Source organism: Thermosphaera sp., from assembly GCF_059755995.1.
In genome coordinates this window covers 1-13,520 of record NZ_DBOUKL010000060.1, presented here as the reverse complement: position 1 = coordinate 13,520, position 13,520 = coordinate 1, and the positions used below count along the sequence as shown (strand labels likewise).

General features: G+C 49.1%; 10 protein-coding genes and 1 tRNA gene. 6 read left to right on the top strand and 5 right to left on the bottom strand.

Going from position 1 to position 13,520, the window contains the following annotated elements:
- The coding region (locus AC3OH0_RS06050) for a type II secretion system F family protein (RefSeq protein WP_498345125.1) at positions 1 to 798 on the top strand (798 nt) is incomplete at its 5' end.
- On the opposite strand, the gene AC3OH0_RS06045 is transcribed toward AC3OH0_RS06050, so the two are convergent.
- Entirely contained in the window at positions 791 to 1,708 is a 918-nt protein-coding gene (locus AC3OH0_RS06045; protein ID WP_498345124.1) for a cation diffusion facilitator family transporter, read from the bottom strand. The genes AC3OH0_RS06050 and AC3OH0_RS06045 overlap by 8 nt on opposite strands.
- 165 nt (positions 1,709 to 1,873) lie before the next feature.
- Here AC3OH0_RS06045 and AC3OH0_RS06040 point away from each other — a divergent pair, with 165 nt between their 5' ends.
- A complete protein-coding gene (locus AC3OH0_RS06040) occupies positions 1,874 to 3,235 on the top strand; it encodes an MATE family efflux transporter (protein WP_498345123.1) in 1,362 nt (453 codons plus the stop codon).
- A 46-nt stretch (positions 3,236 to 3,281) separates the two neighbouring features.
- A complete protein-coding gene (locus AC3OH0_RS06035; RefSeq protein ID WP_498345122.1) occupies positions 3,282 to 4,022 on the top strand; it encodes a nucleotidyltransferase family protein in 741 nt (246 codons plus the stop codon).
- Position 4,023: 1 nt separating this feature from the next.
- Here the strand turns inward: AC3OH0_RS06035 and upp are convergent, their stop codons facing one another.
- A complete protein-coding gene (gene upp, locus AC3OH0_RS06030) occupies positions 4,024 to 4,689 on the bottom strand; it encodes a uracil phosphoribosyltransferase (protein ID WP_193436829.1) in 666 nt (221 codons plus the stop codon).
- A 144-nt stretch (positions 4,690 to 4,833) separates the two neighbouring features.
- Here upp and AC3OH0_RS06025 point away from each other — a divergent pair, with 144 nt between their 5' ends.
- Together AC3OH0_RS06025 and AC3OH0_RS06020 are read left to right on the top strand one after the other, a co-directional pair.
- Complete coding sequence (locus AC3OH0_RS06025) at positions 4,834 to 9,018, top strand: S8 family serine peptidase (protein WP_498345121.1); 4,185 nt, start codon at positions 4,834 to 4,836, stop codon at positions 9,016 to 9,018.
- An 83-nt stretch (positions 9,019 to 9,101) separates the two neighbouring features.
- Positions 9,102 to 9,176, top strand: a tRNA-Val gene (locus AC3OH0_RS06020).
- Between the two features lie 44 nt (positions 9,177 to 9,220).
- Here AC3OH0_RS06020 and AC3OH0_RS06015 read toward each other — a convergent pair.
- The gene (locus AC3OH0_RS06015; protein WP_498345120.1) at positions 9,221 to 10,018 is read right to left on the bottom strand and encodes a metallophosphoesterase family protein; all 798 of its coding nucleotides are present in this window, start codon (positions 10,016 to 10,018) and stop codon (positions 9,221 to 9,223) included.
- A 271-nt stretch (positions 10,019 to 10,289) separates the two neighbouring features.
- Positions 10,290 to 11,360 carry an L-threonylcarbamoyladenylate synthase gene (locus tag AC3OH0_RS06010; protein WP_498345119.1) on the bottom strand — a complete coding sequence of 357 codons (1,071 nt, stop codon included), beginning with the start codon at positions 11,358 to 11,360 and terminating at the stop codon, positions 10,290 to 10,292.
- A gap of 70 nt (positions 11,361 to 11,430) precedes the next feature.
- Here AC3OH0_RS06010 and AC3OH0_RS06005 point away from each other — a divergent pair, with 70 nt between their 5' ends.
- Positions 11,431 to 12,201 (top strand): KaiC domain-containing protein, encoded by a 771-nt coding sequence (locus AC3OH0_RS06005; protein WP_498345118.1) that lies wholly within the window; start codon positions 11,431 to 11,433, stop codon positions 12,199 to 12,201.
- 27 nt (positions 12,202 to 12,228) lie between these two features.
- On the opposite strand, the gene AC3OH0_RS06000 is transcribed toward AC3OH0_RS06005, so the two are convergent.
- Positions 12,229 to 13,206: a transcription initiation factor IIB family protein gene (locus tag AC3OH0_RS06000; RefSeq protein WP_498345117.1), complete on the bottom strand. Its 978-nt coding sequence runs from the start codon at positions 13,204 to 13,206 to the stop codon at positions 12,229 to 12,231.
- Between the last annotated feature and the right edge of the window lie 314 nt (positions 13,207 to 13,520).

Here is a 13,520-nt window from a genome sequence, read left to right as displayed (position 1 = left end):
GCCCTCAGCCTTATGCTGACCGGTGTGTCCCTGCTCCCTGCCGCCATCCTCGTGAAGGTTCATGAGGGAAGAATAACCGAGTACGACATGTTTTTCCCTGCATTCATAAGAAGCTTTGGAGAACACCTTGCTGTTCTCCCAAACATGATCGAATCTCTTAAACCGCTCCTTATAGCTGAATTAGGAAAGCTTAGAAATCTCCTTAAAAGAGTTTACGCAAGGCTTCTAAACAGGGTTGACCCAAGGATTGCCTGGAGCTTGTTCGCGGATGAGTCTTCGAGCGAGATGGTATCAAGAGGTACTCACATCTTCATAGATACTGTTGAAACCGGCGGAGACCTAGGGGAGGCGGGAGCTCTTCTCTCCGACCATGTCAACGAACTGTTCAGGCTCAGGGCGAGCTACGTCCAGGTTTTCAAGACTTTCGAGATAACTCTTTACCTCATGCATTTGATCGTGATAATCCTGCTTATGTTTGTCGGAAGCTTCATAAACATTTTCACCAGCGTTATAGCAAGCTTCGCGGAAAGCATCCCGGGCGAGTATGCTGGGATTATAGGCTTCTTCAACGTCTCCCCTCAGGATGTATCCCTGGTTACAAACCTGATCATGCTTATGATAACGATCGCGGATACCTTAGCTGTTTACTCGGTTAACCCGGGGTCAAGATACGCGATATACTACTACCTATGCGTCATACTGATCATAACGGGCGCAGCCATGTACGCTGGATCTATAATTATCAACGGGCTGATAAGCGGGATCCTGGGACCCACGGGGCTGGGAGGAATTACTTAGGCGCTTTCCTCCCCCCGCTTTTCCTCAGCAAGGGATCAGGGAACATTCTCACATCAACATGGTAGATGAGCTCCGACTCCTTACGGGCAAGCCTGACTATTTTCCTTTTAACAGCGTGAGCTTTGTATATTGGCATCTCCGGATCTAGGAATACGTCAACGCTTACAATGTAGAATGAACCGATCTTTCTTGCCTCCACTGTTTTCAACCTAACCCCGTACAACTCCTTCTCCAAGGTCAGCGTGATCCTGCTCGTTAACTCTGGATCCACGTTGGTACCGCTCAATACTTTAAAGCTATCCTTAAACAATTCCAGCACGCTGTGAATTATGAAAACCAGCAGGATTATTGTGAACAATATTTCCAGGGAGTGACTCCTGGTCAAGGCGGTTGCTACCACGCCAACAGTTGCAAAGAACGAGGATAGCGTGTCCATTAACGCATGAGTATAGTCAATCCTTAAAATCTCGAGTCCATATCTCCTGAAATTCCTGCGCTGAATAAGGAACGCTGTAAAGGTTATGAAGCCGCCGGCTATGGTTACGAGCGAGATCCACGGGTCTGTTGTTGATACCTCGTAAGTCACTACCAGGTTGTTAACATAGTCCAGCATGACCCATCCGTAGAAGGCTAGGAGAACAATCATTACGAGAAGGCTTGTGGAAAACTCGACTATCAAAATGCTCCATGGAAATTTTTTACCAACCCTGCTAGCATAGTAGATTGAGAAAAGCATCATAAACTCGACAATAGTGTCGAGAGTCCAGTGGAAGAAGTCTGTTAAGAGAATAACGCTCGAATAAACAGTGAGGGCAAGCCCCTCAATAATCACTCCTGACAAACTGAGGAGGGCTGAAGCGATGAAGGCTTTCCTAGCTTCGATGAGGCGTGTGCTGAGTCCAAAACCCAATGAAACCACCCCCATAGGCAAGCCATAAAAACAGTGCAAGGCTTGCGAGGTTTAATCATGCTTCATAGTTATTTCTAAATAGCGCTTATATACTATATTGCCAGTTACGTATAAGTTTTTCTTTTAAACTAGTCCAGCGATAACTGTGCTAAATGGGATCGGCTGTTGGCGCGAGGAGAGGAAAACCTGGAGATTAAAGCCAGGGATCCGGCTACGGAGGCATACCTAGTTAGGGCTTTGAAAACCACGATACCCTTGGTCCTCGTGGAAACCGTCTCCAGTCTCTACTCACTAGCAGACACTTACTTCGTATCCGGTCTCGGCATGGAAGCCCTCGCAGGAGTTGGAGTAGCAGGCTATATTATATGGCTTTACACCGTGGTTTTCGCACTATTCCAAACTCCTTTAATGATTCTTGTATCCCAATCCATCGGTGCTGAGCTGAAAGAGAAGGCTCGCGAAGTAATCGGCGAGGCTTGCGTAAAAGGGGGTTTTACCATCCTCCTAGTGACGATAGCGTACTACCTAGCATCCCCAATCTTTCTAGCGGTTCAGTCAGGATTATCGGGCACGGCCTATGATAACGCACTAACATATCTTTTAATACGAGTAGCCGGTCTCCCAGTCTTCTACTTCTCAATGTGTTTCGACACCGCGATAATAGCTACAGCCAGGACTAGGATAACATTACTTGTGAACACGCTCGGTTTAACCGCTAACATAATCCTCGACCCCTTGCTCATATACGGCTACCTTGGCTTCCCTAGGCTAGGCATTGCCGGTGCTGCGTACGCTACGGTAATATCCAGTGTTTTCACGATCCCGTTGCAGATCCACTACCTCGGCAAACTAGGTCTCAAACCCGCTCTACGCAATGACAACAGCTTTTTCACAAAAATAATCTGCCTTGGAGCCCCGGCATTCCTTGAAAGACTAGTCTTCTCCCTGGGCAACAATGTTTACGCAGGTGTTATCTCTCGAATCAGCCCCCGGGTCATGGCAGCACATAACATAGGGCTGAGAATTGAAAGCCTCATCTATATGCCGGGCTTCGCGTTCGCTACAACAGCTTCGACGCTTGTAGGGCAGAAGATCGGGGAAGGAAGGGTTGACGAGGCTCGTAAAGTAGGGTTTGAAACAATAAAGCTAGGAGCATTGACCATGGGGTTGCTGGGGTTGGTAATTGCGGCTGGCGGCAGGGTTCTGGTAACCCCTTTCTCGCCTGACGAGGAGATCGCAGGATTAGCGGCCACGTACCTGCTTATCGCAGGGCTTAGCGAGCTCGGGCTCGGTCTCTCAATGGTTGTTGGAGGAGCGATAAGAGGGGCTGGAAACACTAAAATACCCTTCCTAGTCAACACCGCCTCCCTCTACCTGTTCAGAGTGGTTCCTTCAATACTTCTCTCAAAACCCTTGGGCGTGATCGGTCCTTGGCTGGCTATGTTCATCGACGTGTATGCGAGAGGCCTCATCCTCCTCGCTGTTTACAGGAGAGTGTTTCATAAGCTAGCTGTAAAGCATGTTTAGATTTTATATAATTGAATAACGATATCAAACCATGGGCTGAAGACCTTTGACCCAGGGAGTGACTGCTGTAGTATTGGCAGGCGGGATGGGCACGCGCTTCCATCCTTACACCGAGGTTGTTCCGAAACCCATGATCCCAATAGGTGTTGACGAGAAACCTGTTCTTGAATACATTGTCAGATGGCTTAGCAGATTCGGCGTGAAAAAGTTCATCTTCCTGGTTAACTATCGGTGGAAGTATATTCAAAACTACTTCGGAGACGGATCACGCTTCAACGTTGAAATCAAATACTCTATCGACGAGCCAGACGGGTATACCAACACAGGCGGTTCAATACTTAAAGCATACAGGGAAGGATTATTCACAGGCACAGCCATAATATGGTATGGAGATATACTGGCACCTCTAAACGTTGAAGACCTGCTCCGCTACCATCAGGATAAGGGGGGCGATTTAACATTAGTGGTTACTAAGAAGTACAAGGTGGCGGTCGGCGTGGCTACTCTAGGCAACGATTTCTCAATAATAGGGATGAGGGAAAAGCCTGATTTAGATATCAATGCCACCATAGGCGTAGGCGTTCTCGAGACAAGGGTGCTTGACGACGAGTTGGAGAAGGATCTCGGATTAGACTTCGACTTCATGGGGGACCTGGTACCATGGTTGATCACGAGGGGCTTAAAAATCTACGGCTACGTTTACAGCGGGGACTGGTTCGACGTGGGAAGCTTGGAGAAGTATAAAAAACTGGACAACAACTATTTGAGCGAGCTTTTCAAGATTTAGCCTAGGATCCGAAAGCCCTGTCGCCAGCGTCCCCCAGCCCTGGCACTATGTAACCTTTCTGATTCACCTCGGGATCTATCCATATAGCGTACATTTTCAAATCCACACCGAGCTCGTCCGCCTTATCCCTGAGCTTTGCCACCGCTACAGGTGTTGAGAGAACTGATGCAATATAATACTTCTTAGCCCTCCCCTTCTTCACAACCTCCTCAAGAATTCTTGCAAGCGTGGAGCCCGTCGCAACCATGACGTCACTTATAATCACTACATCGTTAGAGGTTACAGAGGGCATTTTAACATATGAAACATCTATCTCGAACTCATAGTTCTGCATTCCCTTCTCCTCAACTCTTTTCGCAGCGATAACTCCCTGCCTAGCATTGTAGAAGACTTTTATAAGACCCTCTGTCAAAGGCCATGCAGCCCTTAAGACAGTGACGATTATCGTGTTATCCATGTCCTTAATCCTGATCCCTTTAACCTTAACACCAAGCGGTGTTTCAACAACTGCTTCCTCAGTCTCCATGTCCTCGGCTATCTCCATTCCAAGGATCCTGCCTAGCTTGACGAGGCCTTTCCTGAACTCTATCTGCGAGGAATCCTTATTCCTTAAAAGAGTTAGGATGTGGTGAGCATACTTCCTGTTTACAACCTGAACCTCGAACACGAACCCACGCCCAACTATTCACAATTGGATTTAAAAAGCTTTTCAGCAAGGGAGAATGTAAAGCAAATCCCAGCGTTCCTAGGAAGAGTTAAATATTGCAGAACCCACTAACTATATAATTGGTGGGTATTCAGAGGGATGTGTATGAAGAAAATACTTGTACTAATATCTATCCTACTCTTAACCGGGTTAATCATCCCTGTAGCTACACCCGTGACATCTGAGTCGGTAGCAGCTAGGTCTGGCTTCGGTAAAGCATTCGTAAGCCCGTTCCTCAACGATGACTCATTCTGGAGTATTGGAGCATATGCTGAGGATCCAAGCCTGTTATCCTTTGACGCTCCCGAAGAGCCTTTCACGCTTGTGAACGAGGGTAGGGAGACAGGCAGAGTCATAATAGTGTTGGATAAAGCAACACCTATCAGCGTTTTAAAAGGAAAAACAGCAGGGTTACTAGGAGCATTCCCCACACACCTGTACAACGTGGTCTTCGCGATTGTTACCAGGGATCAGGTTGAGCCCTTATCCAGGACGCCTGGAGTGCTAGCCATCCTACCCGATGTCAGGATTGATGCTTTGATAAATAAGGAGGCAAGGGCGATTGAGGAGCTCTTGGCAGAGGAGCCGGCTCAAACCGGGGGTTTAGAAGCCTTTGACTACAGCAACTATCACTATACCTTGAACATAACGGGCGCGTTGGACACATGGGCAATCTACGGCATCACTGGAGAAGAGGTTAAGCTCGCAATCATAGACACGGGTGTCGACTTCGGATCACCCGGGCTTGGCTTAGACTCAATAGCCAGGGACGAAAAGACTGGTCTCCCCCTAATCCTGGACGTGAGCAGTCTCGGACTAGTCTTAACTCCGGTTGCAGCGCAGGATGTGGAAGAAGGATACATTTACGTAAACGCTTCAGAGCTATACGTGTTCCAGCCTCCATACTATGTTTGGAAGTGGACCAACCAGCTGTGGGTCAGGGTGTCGGGGTGTAGATCCGCGAACATATGGGTTCCATGGCTCGCTAACTCAACATGGTATATTGGAAACATAACCCATTATGGGCCTGTGAAGTTTGGATTAATGCTCCAGTACATGACAACCTCGGTCGCAGGCACTTCAACAACCATTTACTACACAGTGCCGATTATAGTGGTAGACAGTGATGGCGACGGATCCTATGACACCTTATACGCTGACACTACCACCGCACTCTACCTGTTAAGGCAGGGCCTAGCTCCAAGCCCCTGTAGCGTGAACATACCTGGAACCCTAGGCTTAACCCCCGACTTCTCCTTCGCCGATGAGGAACCGATTAGATACGGGAACGAGGTGATAGCAAGGGATCTGGACGGTGATGGCTTAACAGACTACTCTATTGGAACGCTTGCAGGAGGCGTTTACGACGCAGCCTTCGCTATACTCTTAGACAAGATTGGCATCTGGAGGAATTATGTCCTCCCGCTCCCACCGCTCAATGGTTACCAAACCACAGGGATTTTATCAATACCTGAGATATGGGAGGGCGAGCCGGTAGCCTTAATATGGCCTGGTCTAGACCCTGAAGGAGACTACGTGGTTTTAGAATACGATTACAACAGCCATGGAACATACTGCGCGAACACTGCTGCGGGCAGGGGCATCTACGCGCAAACAGGCTACGGGGTTAGAAGCATTGCGGGCCAGGCTCCAGCAGTAAAGCTTGGAGCTGCCCCAGGCCTCTACTACGGGACCGTGGCAACTGCTATATACTTCTTCAGCGGTTTCGACATAGTAACTCCGTACGGGGAGGGATCAGTATATCTCTGGCCCGACCTGCTTGCAAACCCGTGGATAGCTTTCGAAGGCTACACGTGGAGCTGGGCATACATCGGGGAGCACCAGGTCGACATCACCAGCAACTCCTGGGGCGCGAGCGGCTGGGCCCTGTGGGGCTGGAACACAGGCTTCGACCCCACTAGCGTGATATTCGACTACACCATAATCACGTCTGGAACAATCCACTTCGTCGCAGCCGGTAATGGTGGTCCAGGATACGGCACGGTTTCCTCGCCGGCTGCCTCAACCCTCGCGATAAGTGTTGGAGCCGCCACGGAGTTCACCTACAGACCGCTTTACGGCTACCTCTGGCCGGGCTCGAGCAGGCAGGTTATCACGTGGAGCAACAGGGGTCCAAGCGAGCTGGGTGTTGTGAAGCCTGACGTCGTAGCTGTGGGAGCTTTCGCATGGGCTGTCGGCAGGACATGGGATGCCCTAGGCAATGTTTACAATATAAGAAACCTCACGGGATGGCTGGCATACAACCTGTTCAGCGGAACCAGCCAGGCAACCCCGATGTCCGCTGGTGTTGGAGCACTAGTGGTTTCAGCGTACAAGGCTAAGTATGGCGAGAGGATGCCGCCGCACTTGTTGAAGACCATTTTAATGAATACCGCGCAGGACATGGGCTTCGACGAGCTTTCCCAGGGAGCCGGCTTCGTCAACGCTTACAAGGCCGTCAAGGCAGTGCTGGATGGCAATATTCCACTGGTCTATTCAACAAGCATTCTCAACGACCTGTTGAGCGAGACAGCTCTGTCATATGAGTTAATGACCTATGGCGATGTATTAACAGGGAGCTGGTTTGAACCGAAAATATTCATCCCATCAGTCAGGGCCGGGGCAAGAGCCACCAGGCCGTTAACAGTGAAGGGTGCTGGAAGCTACGAGATCTATCCCATGGTTTTGAAACAAGTTAATACTACAGGGATCTGTAACATAGTCACCCGCGTGATCGAGCCTGCAGTAATCACCGCCTGTAGCGGTGATGAGCTGAATGTCAGCGTCACAGGATCTACAGTCTACGGCCACTTAGTGCTTGACATGGAAGCTTTGAAGCTCTACGACTACTTTGAGATTGAAGTCATATACCCGTACGAGTACTTTGAAGTTGGCGGCAGAACAGGAGCCTACAACCTAAGGATAGGCTCGTCTATCGCTGAGCTCGCCTACTGGATAGACAGGAACGCGGACGGCGTGTTCTCCTGGAGTGAAACCGCTAGAATGATGTACGATATCAGGAGGGCCAACGCGCTCAGGATTCAGTATGGAGACCTAGAGGGAAGCATTGCCGAGATTGAAAACCTTGCAAGGGAGCTGATGGGCGTCGACCCTACACTGTATCCAAGGTATCTGGTTATGAGGCTTGGAGTATCCGGCGCAACCTACAGGGGCACCCTCCCCGTGAAGGTGAGGGTTGTAGGGTACAAGTATCAGAGCTGGGATGCCGTGACAGTTAGCCCGTCAAGATTTACGCTATCCGGTGGCGAGAGAACGGTCACGGTCACCGTTAAGGGCCCGTCAACCCCTGGCTTCTACAGCGGCTACATCGTGGTTGTTGAGAAGACAAGGGGTCTGAAATACCTTGTACCGATCTCATTCTTCGTGCCAATAGAGCTGAAAGGCACCAGGCCGATCGTGTTAAACCCTGTCGAGGAGCTAACCCCGAGGAAGAACACGTATCTGAGAGGAGCATTTGACTACACGTGGAGGTATGAATCAGGAGATTGGAGAGTGTTCAAGGTTGTCGTGCCCCCAACCTTTAAGAACATATGGGGCCTCGGCATACAGGTGACTTGGCCAACCTTTAATAATGAAAACTATGCCAGCAACCTGGACGTACACTTCTACGGGCCTTACACGTACTACATGGTTGACGATGAAACCTCGCTAGTATACGAGTTCAAGGCGCCTGGCCTACAACTGGCTGCTGAGCTGACAAGGGACCCAGCCGGTGGAAGCAGCTACAACCCGACAAGATTCTGGGATAGCGTGGCCCCAGGGTTGTCAGTTATTGTTAGCCCGATGTCCGGTCCTGGAATATACAGGCTTGTTGTGAGGAACATACAGTTCAGGGGAGCAGAATACGTTGAGCCCTTCACTGTGACCCTGACCCCGCTTACAATGTCATCGGTGAAGATCCACAACCCCGCGGCCGGCAAGATACACTACACAGTCATCATCAACGCTCCAAGCCAGTTCCAGCCTGACGTGGTGTACTACACTGGGGAAGGAGTCTACACGTCACTATTAACCGGTGAAACCTATTATGTTGAAGATGTTTCCGAGCTTGGACTATCAGTGAGCCTTGGAACCCCATTGACCAGCTCGGGCAGGTACAGGTTTACGGCAACAATAACATACACGGGCGAGACCCCGCAGGCATCCTACATACTACCTCTCTCAGCAGTGATGAAATACCCTGTTACGACTTCAGGTTGGCTAAACGTCAACGCAACAGTCTACTTCTACTGGGACGAGATACCTGTCTACTTGAAGTTCGACATCTAAACCCAAGCTTTTTTCAACCCAATCCTTCCTCAACCTCGGTGAAAAACTTATAAACAACACAACACTCTCATAAAACTATTAGAGGGCCCGTCGTCTAGCCTGGTATGGACGCCGCCCTCACACGGCGGAGGACCGGGGTTCAAATCCCCGCGGGCCCATTAAAACCATATAGTTCAACACGTGCTCAATGGGTTACAACGCTTCAATGCAAGCCCTTACCCCGCAACAGCTCCTTGTTCTTTCTCAGGTCGTAGCATACTGGGCATTTTTTCCAGTTAACAGGTATGTAGAAGACCCCTTGTTCCGGATGACGGGGGCACTTATATTCTTTCAAATTCTCCCCCATGTTAACCCATTCAGCATTGACGCCTGTCTTATCAAACTTTAAAACCCAGTAGCAACCAATCATTGGCTTAGCCCCATGGGAGTCATCCCTGTATAGGAAGCCCAGGTTCAGGTAGTTGTTGAGTTTTTGACCATAGTGGACATGCCCTTCTATTTGGATCAACGCGTTTGTAAGCTTCTTGAAATGGTGTACGAGGAACACTGTTTTACCATCGACCAGTTGAGGCGTCGATGTTATCTTATACTTGCCGAGGCTTTCAACCCTGCCGTGCTCCAAGCACTTGCCGTGCTTGAGGGAGGAAATCAGTGATTCCGTCTCCTTACCTATCCTTAACAAATCCTGGTACTCCTTTCTTGAATACGCCTTCATACGGGGGTGATCCTTGGAAGCCTTTCTCAGAGCTAACGAAAGCACTATTGTTAATTCCCTGAATGGAATCCCCCATACGAAATAGTAAGGGATCTCTAAACTCTCAATTAAGTGGAAAACCTCATACACCTGTTTCAAAACACTCTCTGGATCACTGATTAAATCTGCATTGGTTAAATCACCCGCGATCAACATGTAGTCAAAATTCTCTCCTTCAAGCCTTTTCGCAAGCATTTTCAAAACATCAACATTGCCGTGGAGATCGCTAAAGGCTAGAACCCTCAACTAACGCGCCACCTCAAACACCCTGCAGGTTGAAATCTCTCGAGGCACTCCCGAATATTCCCCCCGGTGTTCTCACTCCCAGAAGTAACATCTCTTTCAATATGCTGGATATACCATTACTGAAATCAATTAAGTTCACTGCTCTCCACTTTGCCCTTCACAATTAAATAGATGTTTTAAAGAGAAAAACATTAGTGTTCACTTAGTTAGGACAAGCCTGCCGAAAATGTTAACACTGTTGGAAAAATCCCTTGCTAGTGCGAGGGCGTGGTCAACAGTTTATCAAGTGCTTTTCACTAGCCGCTTTTCTCAGCCTGTTCATAATGGTTAGTCCTAGCCCCTGGTCAGGGAATCCCTCGGCATACACTATGGAGCACCCTTCCTCATCAACTTTTCTCAGGATGGTGAAAAGGTTTCGAGCAATCTCGAAGGGGTTCTCCCTAGATCCCAGCGTGAACGTTTCAGCTCCAACACCTGAGTAGTGCTGAAGGGTCTCCAAGGTTGCCAGTATGCATGGTTTCCCATTGCTTCCAGCCAAGGCCTGGGTCTTTATGTACTCAGCCAATGCTTTAAGGCATTCCCGAGTGTAAGAAGAGGGTTCGACAAGCACCAGCTTCGCCTCCGGAGCGTAATGCCTGTACTTCATGCCTGGGGCAAGCGGTTTCTCCACCTGTCCCAAGCCTTTAGCAAACTCTGGGATAAGTATCTTCCTCCCCAGTATTTTCTCGACTTCCTCAACAGGTATAGCACCAGGTCTCAACAATACAGGGGGTTCCGTGACAATGTTCACCACTGTTGACTCAACCCCATAGAGGGTTTCTCCAGCGTCAAGGACTACTTCAACCCTGCCGATCAAATCCCTGACTACATGGGTTCCGCTTGTCGGACTGGGCTTCCCTGATGGGTTCGCGCTAGGAGCAGCTACCGGCTCTCCAGTCTCCCTTATAAGGGATAGAGCAACCGGGTGGGAGGGCATTCTGACAGCAACAGTGTCAAGCCCTGCTGTAACGATCCTGGGAACCCTTTCGCTTTTAGGCAGGACTATTGTGAGAGGGCCTGGCCAAGCCTTCTCCATCAACTTGTAAGCATCCTCAGGTATTCGCGAAGCAACCTTCTCAACCATTTCAATAGAGGATACGTGAACTATTAATGGATTATCGCTAGGCCTCCCCTTCACTTGGAAAATCTTGGAAACAGCTCCCTCATCCCAAACCAGTGCTCCAAGCCCGTAAACAGTTTCTGTGGGAAACGCGACTAAGCCGCCTCTCATGAGCACTCCGGCGGCATACCGTATTTCGAAACAATCCTGCTCGAAACCCTTCAGCCTGAAAACAATTGTCAAGCCTAACCACCCTTTCCAAGGGCGTCAAACGATAATAATGTGTTTAAGGAATTATTAACCGGTGGAGTTTTTGGAGAGGCTTCCAACAGGGGTTAGAGGGCTTGACGAGCTAATAGAGGGCGGAATACCTAAGGGATTCACGGTAGTAGCTGTTGGAGAACCGGGAACTGGCAAAACAGTTTTCTCAATACAGTTCACAGCCACGGGACTAGCAAGAGGTGAGAAATGCATATACGTTACAACGGAGGAGTCGAGGGAGAGCATTATCAACCAGGCGGCGAGGCTTGGCTTCGATTTTGAGGACGCCTTGAGAAAAGGAAGCCTTGTCATCATAGACGCGTTGATGTGGGAGTACGGGGATGTTTGGAGCATTAAGGAACTGGATGTGGAGGAGTTGATCTCTAAGGTGATAGAAGCCAAGAAGTACTTGGGCCCTGGTCACACAAGGCTAGTAGTTGACTCAATGAGCGCTTTCTGGCTAGATAAGCCGGTGATGGCTAGAAAGTACAGTTACATGTTGAAGAGAGGTCTGGCGAAGTGGGATTTAACAATAGTGGCTACGGCTCAGTACGCTGTTACATCAGCCCTTGGATTCGGGTTCGGAGTGGAGCACGTGGCTGACGGCATACTAAGGTTCAGGAAAGCCATCATATCAGGAGTGCTCAAGAAACTCCTCATAATCGAGAAGATGAGACAGACAAACCATGATAGAAGAGTTTTCGAAATAGAGGTTAGGGATGGAGAAGGCTTGGTTATTGTAAAACCGATCGAAATATCGGGGGATGCCCTCCGGAGGCTAAGTCCTTCGCCTTACTTCGAGGAAGGCGAGGTCAGGTTTTAAAATTACTCATCAACCTGAAGAACCATGTTAGGCAAAAGGAGTACTGCACAGGAGGTTTAAATCCATAACTAGTACAGGCTTCTTCCCCCAGGGGTCTAATCCGGCAACCCTGAAGCCTTTGTTTACAAGAATTCTTGTCAAAGCCTGATTCTCACACCAAACAAACTCGTAATCCCCGAGTCCAAGACCCTTAACCGTGGCTAGATACGCTAGGGATTTCTCCAATGCCAGGTCCTTATAGTCCACAGAGCCTGTGTTAACAATGTCGAGTAGTTGAATAGATCCTTTGACAGGTAAACCTACAGCTCTTGCAAGCCTCTCCCACTCATCCCCCGAGGGTTCTCTGAAGACAATTACCGCACAGGATTCACCCTGTGCTGCAAGTTTGAAAAACAATGCTCCTTCGGAGGCTTCCGCGGTAATCCTTTCAGTCTCTTCCCGACCAGCCTTCTCAACCCACGTTCTAACCTCATCCTTTAGACACTCCCTTACATATTTGACAGCGTTCCTGACCGACACCTCGGAAATGCAAAAAACTGTTGCTAAATCCTTCTCGAAAACTTTCTTCCCTGTAACGAGCCCTGACTCGTAGAGAGCTCCTGCGGCGAGAGCTGACCTGCTTAGAGCCCTCACAGGATGGTCAACCTTCAACCTGGTTGAGGAAAAGCGGTCGAGAAGCCTCAAAACAATCCACACGGCATTGCCGGCAACGGATGGATCCAGCCTCAGCTTCTTCGAAGCATAGATAACGTAATCTAAAGGTTCGCAACCTGGTAGTCCTAACGCTTTAAGAACATAAGTGAAAAGGTTTCTACCGCCTGTAACCCATGCTTCGAGGCATCTAGGGCTTATACATATGTTTCTGCTTCTGAGCGCGACATAGACTGCTAGAGCTACTTTAGTCCTCCCGTTGAGCTGCTTGGTCGCATGCTTGAAGGAAGGATTGTGAAGGACTTCTAAAGCATCACTTACCAATTCTTCGGGAAAGAAAGTATTGGTTTTCACGGATACTTCGCTAAGGATTTCGACAACAGTATTCTTAAACCTGTTTAAACGCTCTTCTTCCAGGATTGCCTACACCAATATATAATTGTCTCCGCAAGGTGTTAAATCTTTTGCCTCATGAAGCGGCTACCTTTTCTAATAACCCGTTAAAACACATAGGATTTTGGAGGAAACCATGGGTAGGTGCAAGCTCTGCGGGAGGGCCTCCCCTGTCATTAGCAGTGTGATCGGTGTATGCGCCGAATGCTTGAGAAGTAGAGGGGGTGAAGCGTTAAGCATTGCCCGCGAAGCCCACGCCAAGTATAGGGCAGGGC

Bases quoted from the DNA above. Each gene is read 5' to 3' on its own strand.
- AC3OH0_RS06025 (WP_498345121.1), top strand. From the start codon at position 4,834: ATGAAGAAAATACTTGTACTAATATCTATCCTACTCTTAACCGGGTTA.